The organism is Vibrio sp. V42_P2S4T144 (genome assembly GCF_009904715.1).
Lineage (GTDB): Bacteria > Pseudomonadota > Gammaproteobacteria > Enterobacterales > Vibrionaceae > Vibrio > Vibrio alginolyticus.
This window is the reverse complement of record NZ_WXWS01000317.1, coordinates 12,969-38,670: the sequence shown is the minus strand read 5'-3', so window position 1 is coordinate 38,670 and position 25,702 is coordinate 12,969. Positions and strand designations below refer to the sequence as shown.

Below are 25,702 nucleotides of genomic sequence, written 5' to 3'. Positions count from 1 at the left end.
GCTTTAGATCAACTTCAATCTGGAAACGAATGTGCGACAGTAAATGGCAAATTAAGAAAGATTATTAAAAATAACGACGGAGCTATCCAATATGACAAGTGCATTTTTTATCCCTACGGTAAACCTAATGGGCGCTGGTTGTTTGAAAGACGCAGCAGACAGCATCCAATCTCAAGGCTTTAAAAAAGGTTTGATCGTTACGGATAAGATCCTTAACCAAATCGGTGTAGTCAAACAAGTTCAAGACCTTCTCACTGAGCGCGATGTAGCAACCGTTGTGTTTGATGGCACTCAACCAAATCCAACTATCAGCAACGTTAACGACGGCTTAGCACTTCTTACTGATAACGAATGTGACTTCGTTATCTCTCTAGGCGGCGGTTCACCACACGACTGTGCGAAAGGTATCGCGCTTGTTGCTTCTAACGGCGGCAAAATCGCAGATTACGAAGGCGTAGACCAATCTGCAAAACCAATGATGCCACTTATCGCGATCAACACGACGGCGGGTACTGCATCTGAAATGACGCGTTTCTGCATCATCACTGACGAAGAGCGTCACATTAAGATGGCTATCGTTGATAAGCACACAACACCGCTTATCTCGGTAAACGATCCAGAGCTAATGCTCGCTAAACCTGCTTCGCTAACTGCGGCAACAGGTATGGATGCCCTAACTCACGCGATTGAAGCTTACGTATCTATCGCGGCAACACCAATCACTGATGCAGTAGCAATCAAAGCGATTGAGCTTATCCAAGCTTACCTACGCACAGCAGTGAAAAACGGTGAAGATCTAGAAGCTCGTGAACAAATGGCATACGCACAGTTCATGGCGGGTATGGCGTTCAACAACGCTTCTCTAGGTTACGTACACGCAATGGCACACCAGCTAGGTGGTTTCTACGACCTTCCACACGGTGTTTGTAACGCGATTCTTCTACCTCACGTACAGCGTTACAACGCGCAAGTATGTCCTGAGCGTCTACGTGACGTAGCAAAAGCAATGGGCGTAAACGTAGAAGGCATGTCTGCTGAAGAAGGTGCAGCGGCAGCAATCGACGCTATCGTTACTCTAGCGAAAGATGTGGGTATCCCAGCAGGTATTAAAGAGCTTGGTGCGAAACTAGAAGACATCCCAACACTAGCAGACAACGCACTGAAAGACGCTTGTGGTTTCACTAACCCTAAACAAGCAACTCACGAAGAAATCTCTAAGATCTTCGAAGAAGCGATGTAATCTCGCTACATAAACAATTCTCTAGCCTTAATTCAATCCCCGATCTCGTATCGGGGATTTTTTACATTCATATACAAGTGAATCTCTGCCAAACATAGTCTTTTAGTGTTAGCTTTTAAGTATTAACACGATTCATATTGGAAGGAACCATGAGAACGATTGCTGCTACCCTACTCGCTTGTTTATCCTTTTCTGCCAACACTGCCGAATACCACGCCAACGAAGTGGCGAGTGGATTTCAGATCCCTTGGGGGATCGAGTTCTTAGATAATCAACGCGTTATCGTCAATCAAAAGAACGGTACGGTTTCGTTGCTGGATATCACCACAGGCAAACCTCAAAAGCTGTTTAACGTCCCCAATGTGAACACCAGTGGACAAGCTGGTTTATTGGATGTTGCACTCGCACCGAATGCCGATAAGCAAAACCCGCAACTCTTCTTTACCTACAGCAAGCGCACGAGTAAAGGCAATACGGTGGCGTTAGCGACGGCGCAATTGCAAAACAATCAACTTGTGGGTTGGAACGATCTCTTTGTTGCTGATGCCATCACCGACACGGGTCGCCACTACGGCAGTCGAATTTCATTTGTAGACGATAAAGTTTACTTCTCAATCGGTGACCGTGGCGAACGCGATAATGGCCAAGACACTCAAACCCATGCTGGCAGTATTGTGCGCCTTAACCTTGATGGTTCGGTTCCGCAAGACAACCCATTCAAACCTTCCCAAGCTCGTCCTGAGATATGGAGTTACGGGCACCGCAACCCACAAGGTATGTTTTACGACGAAGCAACAAAACAGCTGTGGTCGATTGAACATGGACCACGCGGTGGCGATGAAATTAATCTAATCAAGAAAGGCGCGAACTACGGCTGGGCAAAAGTCTCTCATGGTAAAGAATATTGGGGACCGTTGGACGTTGGGGAAGCTAAGTCGTTACCGGGAATGGAAGATCCCAAGCTGGTATACGTCCCTTCTATCGCGCCCAGTAATATGATTTTGTACCGTGGTGATAAATACCCAGAATTGGACGGGAAAATCCTCGCAGGCGCATTGAAACTGGCGCACATCAACGTGGTTTCTATTGATAATGGCAAGCTCACCGAATCAAAAAGATTGATGGAGAGTCTTGGAGAGCGAGTAAGAGATATAACCATCAGCCCCGATGGCTATATCTACTTTTCTACCGACAGCGGCAAAATCTTTCGTCTTGAGGAAAGGTAATCAAACACTAAAATCGTTAAGACTATTTAATTTGTGACGTACTAGTGATTTATTTTCGTACAATCTAAGCAGAAGAATCTAAACTTAACAATAACCTTTTGTTTTTTAAAACGATAGTTCGGTTAAGTTGTACGAGGTCATTATGATTCCATTCCCTTTACAGCTCGATAAAATTAAAGCCGTGGTGTTTGATTTAGACAACACCTTGGTGAGTTCTGATATGAACTTCGGCGAATTGCGACAACAGCTAGGTTGTCCGCAGAGTGAAGATCTATTGGATTTTGTCGACGCACTTGAGCATCCTCACCATAGAGAGCACGCTCATAACGTGATATTTGATTACGAGATTTCTGATGCTGAGCAGTCTGCTCCAATGATTGGCTGCCATGAATTACTCGCCCACTTGCATCAAAATGAAATCAAAACCGCTATCGTGACGCGCAACTGTCAAATCGCCACGCAGCGCAAACTAGAACACAACCAAATCTCAGTGGAACGAGTCATCACTCGTGAATGCTTCCCGCCCAAGCCAGACCCTTTGTCTCTTCAGGTATTGGCGAAAGAGTGGCGTTTGATGCCTGATGAAGTGCTTTATGTCGGCGATTACCTTTACGACTTACAGGCAGCGTATAACGCACAGATGCCCTCTTGCCTTGTTCATCACGGTAATCAAGAAACTTTCAATGATTCAGCCTCGTTGGCGCTTAATGAACTCAGCGATTTATTGAGCCATTTCCAATCCTTACCACGCAAATAAAGCACACATATAAAATACGCAAACAAAAAAAGGGGCACCAACGTGCCCCTTATGACTTATTCCCGATTGTTTCATGCGTTCCCAAGGATTGCTTGGGTGATGCGCTGCTTAACCTTGTAGGTAAGCGTTAAGCATCCACATTAATTTTTCTTGCTCACGGATGTAGTCACCCATCAATGCCGCTGTACCTTCGTCATCTGCTTCACCCGCGTTTTGTAGAATCTCACGCTGTTTTAGAAGTAGAACGCTAAAGCCTTGAACCAGACCTTGTACACACTCCTCACCAGAAGTCGCGTTTTGATGTTCTTTAATTTCACTTGCTTCCAAGTAGTTGCTGAATGCGTGCGCTGGCGTATGACCCAAAGTTAGAATACGCTCTGCAAGCTCATCGATTTTTGTTTGTAGATCAGTGTAAATCTCTTCAAATTTTACGTGCAGTTCGAAGAATTGCGCACCTTTAATATTCCAGTGGTAACCGCGAGAGTTCATGTACAACACTTGGTAATGCGCTAGCAGTTGATTTAGTTGTTGAGCTAGTTGTGCTGATTGTTCGCTGTCTAGACCAATTAGGCTTACTTGTTTGTTCATAATCTTGCTCCTAGAAGGATGATACCAATCGTAGTAACGAACGATTCTCTTACTGGGATTGGTATAAAGTTTAAAAATTCTTTTGCAGTATTTGCTGCCGATGGAGTCATATTACGACTCCGGCTCGGTGAAGAGAATTTGGTTTTAACTATGATTTAAATAGCCAAATCCAATGAGCAAGTAGACGAATATCGGCGTATCATCCAACAAAAAGCCCCAATCCTTTTTGTGTAAAAAGAATTGGGGCTTTTTTACTATTTGGTTAACGTTCAAAAGTAGATGAACAGACGTAAACCTTATCTATGCCGTTTTGAAAGTTGCCATCTGTTGATTCAGCTCAGTAACTTGCTCTTTTACTTGCAATGATGTTTCTGATGCACGTTGGCTGTTATTCGAAACCTCATCCACTGATTGAGTAATGCCGGACATCAATCCAGTGATCGAATTGGTCGCATGAGATTGCTGCTCTGCCGCTGCCGCAAGCTCTGCCATTTGTTCATTCAAGGAACCTATTTGCTCCGTAGTAACAAGCAAACGAGTTACCGCTTTTTCAATGTGCTCAGCGCCCTGCTCCGCAAGTGATTGACTGTGTTCAATCTCCTCAACCACCGAATGGGTCGAGCGTTGAATCGCATTGATGATACCGTTGATTTCTGTCGTCGATTGAGTAGTGCGCGTCGCTAACATGCGTACTTCGTCCGCCACAACCGCAAAGCCTCGTCCTTGGTCACCCGCACGCGCTGCTTCTATCGCGGCATTCAATGCCAGTAAGTTAGTTTGTTCTGCTAAGCCTTCAATCACTTCCGTCACTCGACCAATGGCTTCGCTCTCTTTGCTTAACTGCGTCACTTGCGTGCTCGCGGTTTCAATGCTGCCATGTAAGCTTTCCATGGTGACTTTGTTTTGCTCTAGTGCATCGCGACCTTGTTCAATCTCGCCTTTTGAATCAGAAAGCTTCTGCACCGATTGATTGGCTTGATCTAGGGTGTTACGCGCGGCTAAAGCGATTTCATCCAATTGGCTTCCCATTTCAACAATGCTGGTCTGTTGCTGTTCAACATTCGATGAAGTGACTTGCGCCGATTCCAATAAAGCCCCCATGCTGGTATCCACTTGGTGCGCTTTCTCACTCACCCCTGCCACGATGCTCGCTAACGATTGGTTCATGCGGTTAATCGAATCGGTAAGGTCTGCCAATTCATCTTTCCCAACAACAGTTAACGGAGGCTGAGAAACATCTCCTGAAGCGATCGTCTTGGCTCGCTCCGATAAGTTTTTCACTCGGCGACCAATGGTGTTGCCCATGTATTTTGAAATCGCTACTGCGGCAAACAAAACTAATGCTGCTGCAATCAACATAGTGGTCAGTACGTTCTTGATCGACTGATTAATACCCTGTCCACTTTGATCAGCACGACTTTGCTGAGCCAATACGATCGTTTCTAAACTTTGGTCTAGTGCATCCGCTGCTGGCAACAGTTCATTCGCCATTAACAAGTTTGATTCGTTCCATTCTGGCGATTGACGCAATGCAATCACCTGCTCTGCTAAAGGAAAGTACAGTTGCTGCATTTCTTTAAACAGTGACCACAGTGATTGGTCGTTATCGGTAAGTCTGTCGAGTTTGCTATCGATTTCCGCCACAGATTGATTGTGGTATTTAATCAAGTCGTGGTATTTGTCTAGATGATCTTGCTGCCCGTATAACAGGAAATCTCGCAGTGCAGACAGTGCATTGGCGAGCGAGGTATAGCTGTCGGCATAAACTTTGAACAGACGTTTTCTGTCTCCACCGAATGGGTTTCCTGACTCTTCGTTGATTAAGCTTTGAAGCTGGTCAAGTGCCACTTCTGCAATGGGTGCCGCTTCGTTAATAAAGAGGTTGTGTGCGGGTAAGTTCTCATCACTGTGGCTAAGTTCAATCAGCTTGTTTAGAGAAACTTTTACCGCGTCCCACTGGCTTTGGATCGCTTGAAAATCCTGTTCAGAGATCAACGCCTGCAACGTTGGAAGCGACTCGTCTGTAGATGCCATGATATTACGCACGTCCTCACTCAGACGTGCGCTCGCCTCTTCATCGCCACCTAGCAACATGTAGGCTCGAATCGAGGACAGCGACGCTTGAACGGACTGTTGGATGCCGCGACTGGTGTCGACGGTCGGTAAATCGGATTTAAGTAACGAAGAGGCGTATTGCTCTACGGTAGTGACGTTGCGATACGTGAATACCGCTGATGCCATAAAAAGTACGGCTAGCAGCACAAAACTGAGCTGCAACTTCCCTGATATCGTAAGGTTCATCCATAAACTCCTGACAACGATGAGCCTTAAATATAACGATGTTTACAAAAATGTTAAATACAGGTGTCAAAAGTTACTAAGAAAACCATGTAAACCACTATTTTAAGCCTATAAATAGGGCTTATTCGAAGTATGGTATGCGCTCACTACGTAAAATCAGATAATTAACGTAAGTCGTTTCTAAGCAGTCTTGCTCCCACAACGAAAGAATCCGCTTAGTGGCGAAGTAGTAATCTTTATTACGCAGTAACACGCCCACCGTGCGGCTGAGCTGCTCAAAGCGCTGTTGCTCATTAGCAGAGATGTCATTGTCCTCATTTTCAATGATGGGCGCCAATCCATCGGCAAACCAATTGTTCAGAATTTCACGCATCTCAAGTTCTGACTCCGGTACATCGATACTCGACAACTCGCGATGCTGTGGTGGTGGCACTATGTACTTCGATGCTTTTGGCGAACTGACATACCGGTACATGTCGCTCCTCCTTGTAAATGACTCTTATACCCAAGTGACTTCAAGATGCAGGATTCAGAGCGTTGTCATTGATTCGGGGTCAAGGAAAACAACGCAGCGTAATAGTCAGCTCTTTCCAAGTTGTTTGACACAGAAACCGAGTCAATGACACGCTCCCGAAGGGCGAGCTGTCTTGGTTTGTATACTTTGTTGTCGATTCTTGATTTAGACCCACTAGACCTTTAAATCGCCGCCGCGTCTACAAACCAAGCCATTCTCGCTGAACCTAACATCTCGAGGTTACTTGGGTATAAACTAGCTAAGAATACTTTTTTCAATTTCCAAGTTTTTTCTAAAGCTCATAGAAAGAAGCCCAACAAAAAAGCCATGCAAAGTAGGCTCTGCATGGCTTTGGTTTGGGCAGCAATGACACTGCCCTCGTCTAGGACTGGTTACATTGAGCTTTGATCGAAATCGTTGCCTTGGTCAGTACCCGTTTGAGTATCCGAGTCGAAGCTGCCAGAGTCATCCGTGAAGTCAACACCTTGATCTTGACCTCCCGCACTTGTCCAGTCGCTGCCACCAGATTCCATACCCGCCATATCTGGTTGCTGATCTTGAGCAGAACCTTGCATGGTGTATTGATCATCGACTTCAACTTCAACTGTGCCACTCGCACCTTCTACTGCGCTGCCCAATTCGTCGTAACCTTGGAATTGGATTTCGCTCGTACCTTCGTAACCTTCTGGTAAGTCAACCGATACTGGTTGGTTCAGGTTGCCACTTAATGTGAAGCTGCCATCGCCATTATCCAGCGCGTTACTTACTGATGCACCATCAGGTAGACCGGACATTTCTGCATAATCCACCGATTCGTTACCACTGACCTCATCTGGAACCGAGATAGAAATGGTATCGCCTGGTGCTGCAGTCACATCAGCTGCGCTCTCCTCTTCACTGTCTGCACCGTTTGCTGCTTGCTCTTCAGGCTGTTGCGCTTCACCGACTTGCTGCTCTGATGATGCTTGAGCAGTTTGGATTTGTGGCTCGTCGCTTTGCGCTGAATCGTCCGCAACTTGGATGCTCAGATTCTGAGTCGATACTTCACCGTTGTCGTTGACCTGAACATCCATAGCCAAATTGCCATCGAAGTCATCGTTCGGCCAGTATGTCCACTCTTCATCACCTGATTTCGCAAAGAAACCAGCATCGTTTGCATCGGCGACATCCAACACTTCTGCAGAAGGGCTAATGCCAAGCTCATCAATCAACTGTGCTTCCGTTAGTGTTAGTGAACCATCATCAGCCAGTGCGTAGCCTTCGCTGGTTGTGGTTTCACCTTCACCTTGGATGTCGACATTAAAGAAGCTCTCAATGCGGTTTTCACCGTCAGTTGCAATAAAGCCAACTTGAACATCTCCGGTGTACCCTTCTGCTGGTGTGAATTGGTAGTTACCTTGGTTATCGGCCTCTATCACACCTTGACCTTCCATTAGGCTCACTGACTCAATGCTCAAGCTATCGCCTTCTGCATCGCTCAAGGTAGATAGCATGTCATCATTGGTGAACGACAAGGTGCCATCCGCAGCCATTTCTGTGGTAGAAATGCTGTCGATTTCTGGAGAAACATTATCTTGTGGTGCGTCTTCTTTCACGACCACACCCGTTTGCTCATCATGAAGCACACCATCTTTATCAATCACGTAAGCGATATCCGCTTCACCCGTAAAGCCTGGTGCTGGATTGAATGTCCATGTGCCATCACCGTTATCGACAATTTCACCTTGGCTGCGATCAGCTAGGTGCACGAATTTCACTTCATCACCCGCGTCAGCGTCTACGTTCTCTGCCAATCCGATTAGGTCATCTGCGGTTAGGATAACAGGTTCACCCGCTAGGGTTTCGAAGTCACCTGAATCGATGCCATCTTCGAACTCTTCTGGCTCGTCACCATAATCCACCGTTGTTGCGGTCACGGTTACGAAGAACTCGCCATTAAAGTCAGCCGGAGGCGTCATTTGCAGGTCTGAAATATCCCACTCGTTCAAGTCGATGTATTGACCCGGCTCCGTAATGGTAATGGTATTCACACCATCCGTAACTTCGAAGCCAACAGGGAAACCAGTCATCACTAGGTTACTTAGCGTTTCTGAATCGTCGATTAGACCGACATTCAAGCCTAGGTGACCTGTTTCGTCTTCACCGAAGACTAATGGACCATCATGGTCGGTTGTGATGACCGCGCCATCCGCAACAGGGCGAACAAACACTGGCACATCAAGTACTGTTTCAAACTCACCGTCACTTACCACGACTTGCAAGTCAGAAACCCCTGCAAAATCGCCAGTTGGTGTGAATGTCCATGTACCGTCACCGTTGTCTGTTACCTCACCACCATCTTCACCTTCTGCGGTGATAATGCGTGATACGACTAGGTTTTCAGTGTCGATATCGCCGAACAAGTTCATCAGGTCGCCAGCGTCGAAGGTGAATGCGCCATCCTCGTCAGTTGCCATAAAGGCATTACCCACATTGAATGGAGCATCGTTGACTGGAATGACATCCACATTCAACGAGCCTTCAACCACTTCTTCACCATCCGTCGCGGTGTAGCCCAGTTCCACCAAACCATTGAAGTCTTGAGTAGTTACCAAGTGGTACATACCATCTGGTTGCTGGGTTAATGTCGCGTTTGCAGGCGCACGAACCGTGATGCTTTCTACGCTGATTTCGTCACCATCAAGATCCGTAACTTGATCAGCGATGTAAGCTGGGTCAATCACCATGACCACATCTTCTTCGCCTTGCATCTGGATGGTTGGCGCTTCTGGTGCATCGTTAACCGCTTCGATGTTTAGATTGCCTTCAACCGGCGTAACTAAATCACCATCGCTGACGCCGAACGACATTGGCACATCGCCATTGAAGTTCTCTGCCGGAGTGAATGCCCAAGTGCCATCACCGTTGTCTAGCAAGTCACCGTATTGCTCATCAATCACTAAGTCGACAGCAGACAGTTCGTCGTAGGTGTTGTCGATGTCTGTCGCGTTAGCAAGCAACATGTCCTGCGTGATAAGAATGGTGGTATCTTCGGTGCCAGCAATATTCACTGGCGTTGATTGCGGCGCATCGTTAATTGGGTTCACCGTTAGGTCGACGCCCACTTCCACGCTCGCACCATCGTTATCAATCAAGTCGAAGCTTAGGTCGATATCGCCATTGAAGTTCGCATCAGGCGTAATCGTGAAGCTACCATCTTGGTTCTCAACAACGGTTGCATTGGCTACCGCGGTTAAGTTCACCGCTTCTAGATTATCGCTGTCGACGTCACCCGCTTGAGCCAGTAACTGCTCTTGACTCAATGTGATTGAACCGTCTTCATCGACGCTGTAAGCCAAATCGCCAGATACCGGAGCATCGTTGACTGGCAATACATCAATGTTCGCATTGGTTGTCGCAGTTGCACCGTCTTCATCAGCGACTACCACATCGAGACTTACGCCACCGTTGAAGTTTTCATTTGGTGCGAAGCTGTAAGTGCCATCGTCATTCGCCGTTAGAATGCCGTCGCTACCACTGTAAGAGACGCTTTCTAGGCTCACGTCACCTTCCACATCGCTTGATTGCGCTAGCAGTTGCTCTTCCGTGAAGATAATGACTTCGTCTTCATTGACAGAGTAACTTGTCGCACCTGCGATCGGTGGATCGTTCACCTCAAGAACGGTAATACCCGCAGTGGTTGAGTCTGTCGCACCCTCTTCATCGACAACTACAACGTCTAGGCTAACCTCGCCATTGAAGTTCTCGTTTGGAGAGAAGGTGTACGTACCATCACCATTGTCTTGGAAGACGCCATCGTTGCCACTGTAAGTCACACTACTGATGTCTACGTCGCCTTCAATATCCGACGAATTAGCCAGTAGTTGCTCGTCACTGATGGTGATCGAGTTGTCTTCATGTACGGTGTAAGACGTGCTGCCCGCCACAGGTGGATCGTTCTCCGGCGTCACACTCACATCAATGTTGGCAGAGGTCGTATCCGTACCGTCTGACACATCGAAAGTGAAGTTCACATCACCATTGAAGTTCTCGTTTGGAGCAAAGCTGTAGGTCCCATCACCGTTATCGGTTAGGACACCATCAGCGCCAGTGTAAGTGACACCTTCTACCGATAGGTCATCACCATCGATATCCGTTGCGCCATCAAGCAGATCTTGGTCAGTGAAGGTCAACACACCATCTTCACCAATGGTGAACGCTTGATCTTCCGGCTGCGGCAAGTCATTGACTGGGTTAACCGTTAGGTCAGCCGTTGCAACGATAGTATCGCTGCCATCATTGATATCGAACGTGATATCAATGTCGCCATTAAAGTTCGCGTCAGGCGTAATGGTAAAGCTACCATCGTCATTAGCCGTAACCGTCGCATCACCGTCAACCACTAGGTTAGAAGCGGTTAGTGCATCACCTTCTACATCCGTTGCTTGTGCCAACAATTGTTCTTGGCTTAGCGTGATTGAGTTGTCTTCGTCGACACTGTAAGCCAAGTCACCCGATACTGGAGCATCATTGATTGGCAGAACATCAATGTTTGCCGTCGTCGAAGCGGTCGCACCATCTTCGTCCACGACTACAACATCAAGGTTCACTTCACCATTGAAGTTTTGGTTTGGTGCAAAGCTGAACGTACCATCACCATTGTCGGTAAAGATACCTTCGCTGCCACTGTAGCTCACGCTATCTAGTGCTACCTCACCTTCAATATCGGAAGAGTTTGCCAACAACTGTTCTGCACTGATGGTGATGACTTCATCTTCATCAATGGTGTAACTGGTTGTGCCTGCGATTGGCGGATCGTTCACCTCAAGTACCGTGATACCTGCGGTAGTTGAATCCGTCGCGCCATCTTCGTCGATTACAACAACATCTAGGCTCACTTCGCCATTGAAGTTCTCGTTTGGCGAGAAGGTGTACGTGCCATCACCGTTGATTTCCAGCACACCATCGTTACCGCTATAGCTCACGCTATCAATCGATACATCACCTTCAATATCCGATGAGTTCGCTAGTAGCTGTTCATCACTGATGGTGATCGAGTTATCTTCATGCACTGTGTAAGACGTGCTGCCTGCCACTGGTGGATCATTCTCTGGCGTCACACTCACATCGATATTCGCGGTCACGGTGTCCGTGCCATCGGAAACATCGAAGGTAAAGTTTACGTCGCCATTGAAGTTTTCGTTCGGTGCGAAGCTGTATGTGCCATCGCCATTGTCAGTAAGAACACCGTCCGCGCCAGTGTATGTGACACCTTCTACCGATAGGTCATCGCCATCGATATCGGTTGCACCATCCAACAGGTCTTGATCAGTAAAGGTCAACACGCCATCTTCACCAATGGTGAACGCTTGATCTTCTGGCTGTGGTAGGTCGTTAACTGGATTAACCGTTAGATCTGCCGTCGCGACCAAGGTGTCAGAACCATCACTGATATCAAACGTGATATCAATGTCGCCATTGAAGTTCGCGTCGGGCGTAATGGTAAAGCTACCATCGTCATTAGCCGTAACCGTCGCATCACCGTCAACCACTAGGTTGGAAGCGGTTAGTGCATCACCTTCTACATCCGTTGCTTGAGCGAGAAGCTGCTCTTGGCTTAGCGTGATTGAGTTGTCTTCGTCGACACTGTAAGCCAAGTCACCCGATACTGGGGCATCATTGATTGGCAGAACATCAATGTTTGCCGTCGTCGAAGCGGTCGCACCATCTTCGTCCACGACTACAACATCAAGGTTCACTTCACCATTGAAGTTTTGGTTTGGTGCAAAGCTGAACGTACCATCACCATTGTCGGTAAAGATACCTTCGCTGCCACTGTAGCTCACGCTATCTAGTGCTACCTCACCTTCAATATCGGAAGAGTTTGCCAACAACTGTTCTGCACTGATGGTGATGACTTCATCTTCATCAATGGTGTAACTGGTTGTACCTGCGATTGGTGGATCGTTCACCTCAAGAACGATAATACCCGCTGTTGTTGTATCAACCGCGCCGTCCTCGTCAACCACGACAACATCTAGGCTAACATCGCCTGTAAAGTTTTCGTTTGGTGAGAAGGTGTAAGTACCATCGCCATTAATTTCTAGCACACCGTCGTTACCGCTGTAACTCACGCTACTGATCGCAACATCACCCTCGATATCAGACGAATTAGCCAGTAGTTGCTCATCACTGATGGTGATCGAGTTGTCTTCATGCACGGTGTAAGACGTGCTGCCTGCAACTGGCGGATCGTTCTCTGGCGTCACACTCACATCAATGTTGGCAGAGGTTGTATCCGTACCGTCTGATACATCAAACGTGAAGTTCACGTCGCCATTGAAGTTTTCGTTTGGCGCGAAGCTGTACGTGCCATCACCATTGTCGGTTAGGACACCGTCCGCGCCAGTGTAAGTCACGCCTTCAACTGTTAGGTTGTCACCTTCTACATCCGTCGCGCCTGTTAATAGGTCTGCATCTGTAAAGGTAAGAAGACCGTCCTCACCCACGGTGAACGCTTGATCTTGTGGCTCTGGAGCGTCATTGACTGGTGTAACGGTTAGGTCAAGACCAGCAGCAACCACTTCTTCGCCATCCGTGACATCGTAACTAAACTCAATGTCGCCGTAGAAGTTCTCGCTTGGAGTAATGGTGAAGCTGCCATCCTCGTTCATTTCAACCGTCGCATTTTCATCATTGGTGCTTAGGTTGATCGCACTTAAGTCATCGCCATCGATATCAAGAGCGTGCTCCAGTAACTGTTCTTGAGTCAGCGTGATGCTGTTGTCTTCGGCGGTGACTGCCGTGATATCGCCCGTCACTTCTGGTGCGTCATTGGTTGGGGAGATATGAATCGTCACATCTTGCGTCGCTGTCGCTGTGGTTCCGGTATCAACATCTGTAGAGGTTGCATTCACGGTTAACGTCACATCGCCGTTGAAGTCCGCAGAAGGGATAAACTCTAGTCCTTCTAGCTCGCCTGGTTGTAGTGACCAAGTACCATCACCATTATCAACACCCGCTGATAATGAGCTGCCTTCTGGCACATCTTCAATCAAGATAGCGAGGTTTTCTGAACCATCGGTATCGGTCAATGCTGCATCGATATCAAGCGGCACTGGTGTATCTTCGGTACCAATGATTTGGTAATCCGCGTCCGCTACCGTGATTTCGATGTTGTCGATACCAAACGATTCATCCCAAACGTCTTGATTCAAGGTTGAACCGAAGCCAAGTTGTAGTTCGCCATCCTCGACAGGAACCGTCAGATTGATTTGGTGAGCTTGGTCATTCCAGCCACTGAAGCCTTCACGTTGAGAAGCTCCGTGGATCACTTCACCCACTTCGTTACCGTCAGAATCGTATAGCGTTGTCGTACCATCTTGAGTACGGAACGCGGAGTTCTCCAAGGTGGTTAGCTGTTCGCCACCCACAAAGATTTGGAACGACTCGCCATCCCAAGAATCGATTTCGTAGAAGCTAAACGATATATTCACTTCATTAACATCACTTGGGATCTCGTAGGTTTTGCTGACCGCTTCATCACCGCCAGTGCCACCAATACGACCCAGCATGTCGCCCGTTTCGAAGCCTTGAGAGCTTTCAGTGTTCGCGTTCCAACCGTTCGAGCCAGACTCGAAGTTATCAGACGCAATCACCAAGTCCGAAGCAATCGACAACTCTGGCATATCAACCACAGATTGAACATCAATGTTCGCTTCAGCAGGAACCGTTGCAGTGCCATCGTTGACATCAAACGTCACGTTGACGTTGCCGTCGAAGTTTTCGTTTGGTGCGAAGGTGTAAGTGCCGTCACCGTTATCAACCAAGGTACCGCTGTCAGAGGCAACGTTTTCAACCGTTAAGTTATCACCATCGATATCACCTGCATTTTGCAGCAATTGCTCTTCGGTAAAGGTGAAGCTGGTGTCTTCTTGCGTAACAAACTTTGGCTGACCAACCGTTGGCAAGTCATTCACTGGGTTCACAGTCAGATCGGCAGTGGCTTGAATGGTTGCATCACCGTCCGTAATGTCGAAGCTCAGATCAATGTCGCCATTGAAGTCCGCATCCGGTGTGATAGTGAAGCTACCATCATCGTTCGCAACAACGGTCGCATTACCGTCAACAGTCAGGTTGGATGCGGTTAGGTCATCGCCATCCACGTCGCTGGCTTGAGCAAGAAGTTGCTCTTGGCTAAGAGTGATAGAACCATCTTCATCCACGCTGTAAGCCAAATCACCTGATACTGGCGCATCGTTGACTGGCAATACATCAATGTTTGCATTGGTTGCTATCGTTGCACCATCTTCATCGGTCACGACAACATCTAGGCTGACATCACCGTTGAAGTTTTCGTTTGGTGCGAAGCTGAATGTACCGTCGCCGTTATCGGTAAAGATACCATCGGAGCCGCTGTAGCTGACGCTGTCAATCGCGACATCACCTTCAACGTCAGAAGCATTCGCCAATAGCTGCTCAGAGCTGATGGTGATGACTTCGTCTTCGTTCACTGAGTAGCTGGTCGCGCCGGCAATTGGCGGATCGTTCACCTCAAGTACTGTAATACCCGCGGTGGTGGAATCCGTCGCACCGTCTTCATCGACAACCACAACGTCAAGGCTCACTTCACCATTGAAGTTCTCGTTTGGCGAGAAGGTGTAAGTGCCGTCACCATTGTCCTGGAACACGCCATCTGCGCCACTGTAGCTCACGCTGTCGATTGCTACTTCGCCTTCGACATCAGATGAGTTAGCCAATAACTGCTCGTTACTGATGGTGATCGAATTGTCTTCATGCACTGTGTAAGACGTGCTACCTGCCACCGGTGGATCGTTCTCTGGTGTGACTGTCACATCGATATTTGCGGTCACGGTATCCGTGCCATCAGAAACATCGAAGGTAAAGTTCACGTCGCCATTGAAGTTTTCGTTTGGCGCGAAGCTGTAAGTGCCGTCACCATTGTCGGTTAGGACACCATCTGCGCCAGTGTAGCTCACACCTTCAACCGATAGATTATCGCCATCGATATCCGTTGCGCCATCAAGCAGATCTTCATCAGTGAAGAGCAAGACGCCATCTTCACCAATGGTGAACGCTTGATCTTCTGGCTGTGGTAGGTCGTTAACTGGATTAACCGTTAGGTCAGCTGTTGCAACAATAGCGTCGGTGCCGTCGTTGATGTCGAACGTGATATCAATGTCGCCATTGAAGTTCGCATCAGGCGTGATGGTGAAGCTGCCATCATCGTTTGCCGTGACCGTTGCATCACCGTCAACCACTAGGTTAGTCGCGGTTAGCGCGTCGCCTTCTACATCCGATGCTTGAGCAAGAAGCTGTTCTTGGCTTAGCGTAATTGAATTGTCTTCATCGACACTGTAAGCCAAGTTGCCCGATACTGGCGCATCGTTGATTGGCAATACATCGATGTTTGCGTTAGTTGCCGCAGTTGCACCGTCTTCATCAACAACCACAACATCTAGGCTGACATCGCCATCGAAGTTGGCGTTTGGTGCGAAGCTGAATGTACCGTCACCGTTATCGGTAAAGATACCGTCGGAGCCGCTGTAGCTGACGCTATCAATCGCAACTTCACCTTCAACATCAGAAGCGTTCGCCAATAGCTGTTCAGAGCTAATGGTGATGACTTCGTCTTCGTTCACTGAGTAGCTAGTCGCACCTGCGATTGGTGGATCGTTCACCTCAAGTACTGTAATACCTGCGGTAGTTGAATCCGTCGCACCGTCTTCATCGACCACGACAACATCTAGGCTCACTTCGCCATTGAAGTTCTCGTTTGGCGAGAAGGTGTACGTACCATCACCGTTGATTTCCAGCACGCCATCGTTACCGCTGTAGCTCACGCTATCAATCGCCACTTCGCCTTCTATATCAGACGAGTTAGCCAACAGCTGTTCGTTACTAATGGTAATCGAATTGTCTTCATGAACGGTGTAAGCCGTGCTGCCTGCAACCGGTGGATCGTTCTCCGGCGTCACGCTTACGTCGATATTCGCCGTCACGGTATCCGTGCCATCGGAAACATCGAAAGTGAAGTTCACGTCGCCATTAAAGTTCTCGTTTGGTGCGAAGCTATATGTGCCATCACCATTGTCAGTAAGAACACCGTCCGCGCCTGTGTAAGTGACGCCCTCAACAGATAAGTCATCCCCTTCAATATCGGTAGCGCCTGTTAGGAGATCCGCATCAGTAAAGGTCAGCACACCATCTTCACCAATGGTGAACGCTTGATCTTGTGGTTCAGGCGCATCGTTAACTGGTGACACCAATAACTCAAGGTTGGTTGAGACAACATCATCGCCGTCAGACACATCGAACGTAAAGGTGATGTCACCATTAAAGTCCGCATCTGGCGTTAAGGTGTAAGTACCGTCACCATTGTCTGTGATGGTGATGTTTTCATCATCCGTTGCCAAGTTCAGTGCTGTCAGTTGGTCTCCATCCAAGTCACGCGCATTAGCGAGCAAATCTTCTTGCGTGATTAGGATTGAACCATCTTCTTCAACAACAGCAGAAACAGGCAATGCTTCAGGCGTATGTTCAATGTGAGCACCCGTTGCATTGACGTAGATGGTTTGAGAAACGGTTTCAGAATCATTATTTGATAGCTCTGTCGCCGTTGCCGTTACATTGATTTCTAGCTGTTGGTTAAAGTCTTCTGGCAATTGAATCTGTAGCTCTTGTTCAATTGCTGTGGTTGGAAGCGTTACAGAACCATCTGGACCGACTGTTACTTCACCGCTGTAGATCTGGCTATTCACTTCACCTACATCAATGGTGAAGTTGAAGTCACTATAATCGGCATCGCCGCCACCGTAGAGATCTTCAAAGCCGTAAACCAGTTCACCGTCTTCGTTCACAGTAGTTCGAGTATGTTCAATGCCATCTTGGTTGAGCTCTGAGCTTGTGCCGCCATGGAAGACTGCATCACCAAATTGGCTTTGAATCACGGTTTCAGAACCATCAGCACCCACAAACACGAGTTGTGGGTCGACCGTATCCATGTTCGCAGGAGAGCCATCTGCCGCACGGAACTCATACTGACCATCTTGCATGGACGCAAAGTCATTGAAGTTATGACCGTTAGGAATCAAGAATAGGTTGAAGCTTTCCCCTTCCGAGATTTGGAAGCTGAACTGATCTTGTCCCGGAATGAGGTCACCGCCTCCGCCAACTTGAGAGGCGTTTTCGTACACCACTTCAACGCCCGTGATATTGCCGTCTTCATCAACTTTGTAATAGCCAGCTGCGTTTTGGTAACCCGCGGTTTCACCTTCAAAGGTAACCGTGATTTCAGTATCGTTAAAACTGGTGATACCGTTGTCTTGATCGTTAAGTACCCCTTCGTTGTCGTAGCTGATCACCGAACCTTCTGGAACGCCATCAACGGTCACAGTCAGCGTTTCTGACAAGTCTTGGTCAACCAATGCTGCTGCGATGTTCACTTCAACAATACCGCCTGGCTCAACCAAGATCGCTTGGTCATCCACGTTTCGACCGTCGCCATCAGTGATGACTAGGTCTGGCGCATCTGCCACAGCTTCGATATGGACATTAATGTCTTGCTCAACTTCATCCGTACCGTCAGAAACCGTAAAGCTGAACTGCAAGTCACCACTGAAGTGCTCTTCTGGTACGAAGCTAAATGTACCGTCACCGTTGTCCGTTACAGTACCTTCATCACCCGAGTAGTTAATGCCGGTAACGGTGAGGTCATCACCATCAATATCAATCGCGCCACTTAGCAGATCTTCTTGCGTGAACAGGATGCTGCCATCCTCTTCAATGTGGTACATGCCAGGTGCAACAATTGGAATGTCATTGACTGGGTTCACCGTCAATGTCATTTCATTGGCAACACTCAATTCACCATCGCTCACTTCATAAGTAAACTCGATGTCTCCATTGAAGTGTTGTGAAGGCGTAACGGTAAAGGTGCCGTCACCGTTATCCACGATAGAGGCATTCGGATCATTGGTTTCTAGTGCCGTTGCGTATAGGTCATCACCATCTTGATCGCTGGCGTTTTCAAGCAGCATTTCTTGTGTCACGAGGATAGAGCCATCCTCGTCCACGTCTGCCACGATTGGTGCTGCTTCTGGTGCGTCGTTGACGAACTCAACTTTCAAGTCGATGTTTGCCGCCACCACATCGGTGCCATCACTCACATCAAACGTGAGGTCAACATTACCAAAGAAGCCCTGCTCTGGCGTTAACGTGTAAGTGCCATCGCCATTGTCTGTCACTTGAACCGTGTCGCTTAGGCTCGTCACGTTCACAACAGATAAGTCATCGCCTTCGATGTCCGTCGCTTGAGCCAGCAGCTCTGCTTCAGTAATCGTGATAGCTTCGCCGTCTTCTGTGGTAAAGGACAAATCAGGTACATCTGGCAGGTCGTTCACTGGGTTAACGGTGAGGTTTAGATCCGCAGCGACGGTTTCGATCGCGTCAGTTACGTCATAAGTAAATTCGATTTCACCAAAGAAGTTTTCGCTCGGTGTAATCGTGAAGCTACCATCAGCGTTCTCAACGATGGTTGCATTAGGATCGTTGGTCGACAGGTTCACCGCTTCAAGGTTGTCACCATCAACGTCCGTCGCGTTCGCCAACAAGTCTTCTTGAGTGATGGTAATTGAGCCATCTTCATCGACGACCGCATCAACCGGACCGCTGACCTCTGGACCTTCGTTGACGATCTCAACATCGATCTTCGCAGTGCTTGGTGCACTTGCTTGACCATCGCTGATGTCGAAGGTCAAGTTCACTTCACCGTAGAAGTTCGAAGTTGGCTCGAAGGTAAAGGTGTTGTCGCCGTTATCTGTCAACGTACCTTGTGACTGGTCAACAAGCAGCAAATTCTCGATATGCAGAATGTCGCCATCCACATCAGTCGCACCTGATAACAGGTCTTTTGCTTCGATGATGATGGTGCCGTTTTCTAGCATTTGAGTATGCAGCGGTGCACCAGGAACTGGCACATCGTTGACAGGAATAACGGTCAGATCTAGATGGGTATCGACTTCATCGGTGCCATCGAAGACTTTGTAGTCAATGTCGACTTCACCATTGAAGTTTTCATTCGGCATAAAGGTGTAAGTGCCGTCGCCATTGTCGACAAGCTCACCGTTATCACCGCTGTAAGAGATATCAGAGATAGACAGCGCATCGCCTTCCACATCACTTGCATTCGCAAGCAGGTCGTCCGCGCTAAACGTAATGCCCACATCCTCATCAGTCGACAATACAATCGGACCAGAAACGATTGGCGCATCGTTTACTGCTTCGAAGTTGATGTTGATGATGTTGTCGTCAGTGAGTTCACCATCTGTAACTTGGTAGCCAAGCTCAATCTCACCGTAGAAGTTCTCATCTGGTGTGACTGTCCATGTACCATCGCCGTTGTCGGTTAACGTAGCGTGCTCCGCGTTATCCCCCACCAGCTCTAGGTTTTGAATATCAAGAACGTCACTATCGATATCACTCGCTTGTGCGAGAAGCTGCTCTTCAGTGATAACCACAGAGGCAAACTGCGTAGAACCTTCGGTATCGATGGTCACATTTGGCAGATCAGCCGTCAGTTCGATTTCACTGTCACCTTCACGGATATTCAGTTCTACCGTTTCCGTGATTTCCGTGCCGTCCACGCCAATAGATGTGAACACCGCTTCATCATGACAAGTTTGCGAAACCGTCATGTTTTGAACCACGTAAGTACCGTTACCTTGAATCGTACCTAGCTCAAAGTAAGATACCGGTTCGTTCACCGTTAGGGTGTAATCCGTCTCATAGCTACCACGATCTTCTTTGTGGTAAGTCATCGAGTCGATCAAGTCACCATCAGAGTTAAAGGCGCGAATTTCGACTTCCGTAAAGTGGCGAGACTCTTCCATAAACCAGCCGCCTAGACCATCTAGGTGGAAGCTGATTTCGTTGATGTCTTGGCCTTCAACGGTCACAGTCAGTTTTTCATCACCGCTCAAGCCTTGGCGGTCAGTATCGCCAATACCGTGACCGATGTGTGTTTTACCATTCCACGCACCGAGTGGGTCGTCATTACTTTGAACGGTAACTTTCAAATCACCATCAACAAACTCACGTGTGTAAGGGTCAACAGCAGTCCCCCAATCATCGAGGCTAGCGTTGTCATCAAAGGTACCAATTTTACTCGTATGCGTACCGTTCGCCAATGCATCATCGTTTGGAATGAAGCGCACTTCCGTGTCTGCAGGCACCTCCTGCCCGACTTCTAGCTGTACCCATTCGTCATTTAGATTTGCTTCAATGATGCCGTTTTCAGGGGCTTGGTCGAGACGTAACGCAGGCTCTTCACGCAGAGAAACACCCACTGTTTGGTCTTCTTCTGCTTGAATAAAGATCTCGTCGCCCGCTTCTGGCGCATCGTTGACAGGATTAACGGTCAGATCCAACGTGGTCAGAACATCATTTTCGCCATCGCTGATGTTATAAGTGAAGTCCAACTCACCGTTAAAGTTTTCCGTATGCGTAATGGTGAATGAACCATCATCGTTGGCTACGATCGTCGCATCTGGGTCATTGGTTTGTAGATTGCTGGCAACAAGGTCATCACCTTCAATGTCTGTCGCATTCGCAAGCAACTGTTCTTGTGTAATGGTGATGGCATTATCTTCATCCACTTCAGCTTGAATGCCTGATGTTTCAGGTGCGTCGTTCACCGCGATAACATCGATGCCTGCGGTTGTCGTATCCGTTGCACCATCTTGGTCGATGACCGTAACGTCGAGCGAAATGTTACCGTCAAAGTTCTCATTTGGTGTGAAGGTATATGTGCCGTCGCCATTGTCCACGAAGCTACCGTCGTTACCAGAGTAGCTAACATTCGCCAAGGCTACGTCGCCTTCCACATCAGAAGAGTTGGCTAACAACTGCTCGTCACTGATGGTGATTTGACCGTCTTCTTGAACCGTGTAAGACGTAGAACCTGCAACCGGCGGATCGTTCACTGGTGTCACGCTGACATCAATGAATGCTGGTGTTGAACCTGTACCGTCAGACACATCGAATGTGAACTGAACATCACCGTTGAAGTTCTCATTCGGCGCGAAGCTGTAGGTGCCATCGCCATTGTCGGTAAGCACACCATCTGCACCTGTGTAGAGAACGTTTTCGATAGACAGATCATCGCCATCAATATCCGATGCGCCTTCCAATAGGTCTGCATCCGTGAACAGCAAGGTGCCATCTTCTTCTACTGTGAACTGTTGATCTTGCGCTTGTGGCAAGTCATTCACAGGATTAACCGTAATGTCCAGACCAACTTGTACCGAGCCACCATCGTTATCAATGATATCGAAGGTCAGATCTAGGTCGCCGTTGTAGTTTTCATCCGGTGTGATGGTGTAACTGCCATCATCGTTGTATTGAATCGTTGCGTTGTCATCTGTCGATAGATTGATGGCTTCAAGGTTCTCGCTATCAATATCGCCCGCTTTGGCAAACAGCTGCTCTTGGCTTAGCGTGATTGAGCTGTCTTCGTTGATGGTGTAAGCCAAATCACCCGATACTGGTGGATCGTTGATTGGCAATACATCGACATTGATGTGCGTATCAACAGTTGCTCCATTCTCATCTTGAATGGTCACATCCAACTGAACTTGACCATTGAAGTTCTCGTTTGGCGCAAAACTACAAGTACCATCGCCATTGACGGTAAAGATACCATCCGAGCCTTCATAGCTGATGCCAACAAGCTCTACATCACCCTCGATATCAGATGCGTTGGCAAGAATTTGTGACTCACTGAATGTCAGAACTGAATCTTCGTCAACCGTGTAAGACGTCGGACCGGCAACTGGAGGGTCATTCACTTCAATGACCGTAATGCCTGCGGTCGTTTCGTCAATCGCACCTTGCTCATCCGCCACAATCACATCAAGGCTGATATCACCGCTGAAGTTCTCATTTGGCATGAAGGTGTAAGTACCATCACCGTTGTCTTGGAATACGCCATCGGTGCCTGAATAGGTCACGCTATCGATGGACACTGCGCCTTCCACATCAGAAGAGTTAGCCAGAAGCTGCTCGTCAGAAATGGTAATCGCGTTGTCTTCATCAACCGTGTAAGACGTAGAACCCGCAACCGGAGGATCGTTCACTGGAGTGACGCTCACGTCCACATTGGCAGGTACTGTCTCAGTGCCATCAAAAACACCAAAGCTAAAGCTGACGTCGCCGTTGAAGTTTTCATTTGGTGCAAAGGTGTAAGTACCATCACCGTGGTCAGTCAACACACCATCGCTGCCTGTGTAGCTAATGCCATCAACCGTTAAGTTGTCGCCATCGATATCGGTCGCGCCAGCAAGCAAGTCTGCATCGGTAAACTGAAGTGTGCCATCTTCTTCAACACTGAACTGCTGGTCTTGAGGAACAGGAAGATCGTTAACCGGATTAACCGTTAGATCCGCCGTTGCTTGGATAGTGTCTGTGCCGTCCGTAATGTTGAATTGGATATCAATGTCACCATTAAAGTCCGCATCTGGCGTAATCGTGAAGCTGCCATCGTCGTTCGCTGTAACGGTTGCGTTTCCATCGACAGTCAAATCGCTAGCAGTCAGGTCATCGCCCTCAATATCAGACGCTTGAGAAAGAAGCTGCTCTTGGCTGAGTGTAATCGCACCGTCTTCATCAACACTGTAAGCCAAATCACCCGATACTGGCGCATCATTGATTGGCAATACATTCACATTGATGACGGTATCAACTTCTGCTCCATCTTCATCTCGAATGGTGACATCAAGCTGAACTTGTCCGTTAAAGTTCTCGTTTGGTGCGAAGCTGCAGGTGCCATCATCGTTAACGGTGAAAATGCCATCCGGACCATCATAGCTAATGCCAACAAGTTCTACATCGCCTTCCACATCAGAGGCATTCAGCAGCACTTGCGACTCACTAAAGGTCAGAACTGAATCTTCATCAATGGTATAAGAAGTTGGTCCAGCGACTGGTGGATCGTTCACTTCCAGTACTGTAATGCCAGCAGTGGTGACATCCGTTGCGCCCTCTTCATCTGCGACGACGACATCAAGCGTCACTTCACCATTAAAGTTTTCATTTGGAGAGAAGGTGTACGTACCGTCACCATTGATTTGCAACACACCATCGCTGCCAGAGTAGCTCACGCTATCAATCGAGACATCCCCTTCTAAATCCGAAGAGTTTGCCAACAGTTGCGCGTCAGAAATGGTAATAGAGTTGTCTTCGTGAACCGTGTAAGACGTTGAACTAGCCACAGGAGGATCATTCACCGGCGTAACACTCACATCTACATTCGCTGAAACCGTATCTGTGCCATCAGATACGTCGAAGCTGAAGTTCACATCACCGTTGAAGTTCTCATTTGGCGCAAAACTATACGTGCCATCGCCATTGTCAGTTAGGACGCCGTCGGTTCCTTCGTAACTGATTCCCGTTACCGAAAGGTCATCGCCTTCAATATCGGTCGCACCAGCAAGTAGATCCGCATCAGTAAATTGCAGTGTGCCGTCCTCTTCCACACTGAATTGTTGATCTTGAGGAACAGGCAGATCGTTGATTGGATTAACGGTTAGGTCAGCGGTTGCTTGAACGGTATTCGTGCCATCTGAGATATCAAAGCTAATGTCGATATCACCGTTGAAATCTGCGTCCGGCGTGATGGTGAAGCTACCATCGTCATTTTGAGTCACCGTCGCGTTGCCATCTACCGAAAGGTTAGAAGCCGTCAGTGCATCGCCTTCCACATCGGAAGCTTGCGACAACAACTGCTCTTGGCTCAAACGAATCGAGCCATCTTCGTCCACCGAGTAAGCAAGATTGCCAGACACTGGCGCATCATCGACTGGTGTGACGCTTACATCAATGTTGGCAGAAACCGTATCTGTGCCGTCCGACACATCAAAGCTGAAGTTTACGTCACCATTGAAGTTTTCATTTGGTGCAAAAGTGTAAGTCCCGTTACCGTTATCGGTCAGGATGCCGTCGCCACCATCGTAACTTACACCTTCAACTGTGAGGTTATCGCCTTCAATATCCATTGCGCCAGCAAGCAGGTCAGCATCGGTGAAGATCAGCGTACCATCCTCTTCAATCTCAAAGGTTTTATCTTCAGGCACTGGTGCGTCATTGATTGGACGAACAGTTAAATCAATCGAACTAGAAATGGTTTCTTGACCATCACTGATATCAAACGTTAAGTCGAGTTCACCATTAAAATCAGCTTCAGGTGTGACGGTATAAGTGCCATCACCATTATCCACAACGGATGCATTAGCACCCACTTGCACGTTAAATGCGGCAAGATCATCGCCATCAACATCACTCGCGTACCCGAGAAGTTGTTCTTGAGTGAAGGTAATAGTGCCATCTTCATCCATGATGTATGCCAGATCTTGCCCTACTTCTGGCGCGTCATTTTCACCTTCGACTTTAATTTGGAACGTCTCGCTCGTAGTTTCGGAGTCGAAATCGTCTTCTACTTGCGTCGTGGTTTCTTCGCTGGTGTCTTGTACATCCACCGCGAAGCTCTCTTCAGTGGTTTCTGAATCTAGCTCGTCACCACCTTGAGAACCTTCAGAGTCTGAAGAAGCACTTGGCGCAGATGAAGTTTGTACCGCTTGTCCTTGCGCTTCATTGCCTTCTGCGTCAGAACCACCTTCAGAGCCAGAGGCATCACCACCACCGACCGCTTGGGCACCCGCCCCAGAATCCGAACCACCGCTGCCCAGAGCCTGGTCACCTGATTCTCCGCTAGAAGCTACACTATCAACAACATTGGATTGTGCAGCGTCAGAGTCGCTGCTACTTTCAGTATCCTCTTCTTGAACTGCGCCACCCGAGCTCACTGCTTCTTCTTCCGTACCCGCGCCACTAGGATTTTCTTCCATCGCACGATTGGCTTCATCAACAGCATCTGCACTTTCAGCACCGGTCGCTACAGTCGAAGAGACGGTCGACTGCTGTTTTTCTTCTTTTGTCCCCGTATCCTTCGTTTCTGTTTGCTCTACCGCATCGTTAAGCTTTTCATTGTCTTTTTCTTGATTAGTGTCGCCTGCCATTACAGC

The 25,702-nt window shown here is 48.1% G+C and carries 7 protein-coding genes; 3 read left to right on the top strand and 4 right to left on the bottom strand.

Going from position 1 to position 25,702, the window contains the following annotated elements:
* The first annotated feature begins 91 nt into the window (after positions 1 to 91).
* The 3 genes from yiaY (at position 92) to CAG68_RS10960 (ending at position 3,223) form a co-directional block, all read left to right on the top strand.
* The gene (yiaY, locus tag CAG68_RS10970; protein WP_005388247.1) at positions 92 to 1,240 is read left to right on the top strand and encodes an L-threonine dehydrogenase; all 1,149 of its coding nucleotides are present in this window, start codon (positions 92 to 94) and stop codon (positions 1,238 to 1,240) included.
* A 149-nt stretch (positions 1,241 to 1,389) separates the two neighbouring features.
* Positions 1,390 to 2,466 (top strand): PQQ-dependent sugar dehydrogenase, encoded by a 1,077-nt coding sequence (locus tag CAG68_RS10965; protein ID WP_054574386.1) that lies wholly within the window; start codon positions 1,390 to 1,392, stop codon positions 2,464 to 2,466.
* A gap of 142 nt (positions 2,467 to 2,608) precedes the next feature.
* Positions 2,609 to 3,223 carry an HAD family hydrolase gene (locus CAG68_RS10960; protein WP_005375585.1) on the top strand — a complete coding sequence of 205 codons (615 nt, stop codon included), beginning with the start codon at positions 2,609 to 2,611 and terminating at the stop codon, positions 3,221 to 3,223.
* A gap of 108 nt (positions 3,224 to 3,331) precedes the next feature.
* Here the strand turns inward: CAG68_RS10960 and CAG68_RS10955 are convergent, their stop codons facing one another.
* From CAG68_RS10955 to CAG68_RS10940, 4 genes are all read right to left on the bottom strand, one after another.
* Complete coding sequence (locus tag CAG68_RS10955; RefSeq protein WP_005388254.1) at positions 3,332 to 3,811, bottom strand: Dps family protein; 480 nt, start codon at positions 3,809 to 3,811, stop codon at positions 3,332 to 3,334.
* A 300-nt stretch (positions 3,812 to 4,111) separates the two neighbouring features.
* Entirely contained in the window at positions 4,112 to 6,112 is a 2,001-nt protein-coding gene (locus CAG68_RS10950) for a HAMP domain-containing methyl-accepting chemotaxis protein (RefSeq protein ID WP_049537031.1), read from the bottom strand.
* Positions 6,113 to 6,233: 121 nt separating this feature from the next.
* Positions 6,234 to 6,587 (bottom strand): hypothetical protein, encoded by a 354-nt coding sequence (locus tag CAG68_RS10945; protein ID WP_033906832.1) that lies wholly within the window; start codon positions 6,585 to 6,587, stop codon positions 6,234 to 6,236.
* A 431-nt stretch (positions 6,588 to 7,018) separates the two neighbouring features.
* Positions 7,019 to 25,696, bottom strand: a complete 18,678-nt coding sequence (locus tag CAG68_RS10940; protein ID WP_161441143.1) for a tandem-95 repeat protein — start codon at positions 25,694 to 25,696, stop codon at positions 7,019 to 7,021.
* Positions 25,697 to 25,702: the final 6 nt, after the last annotated feature.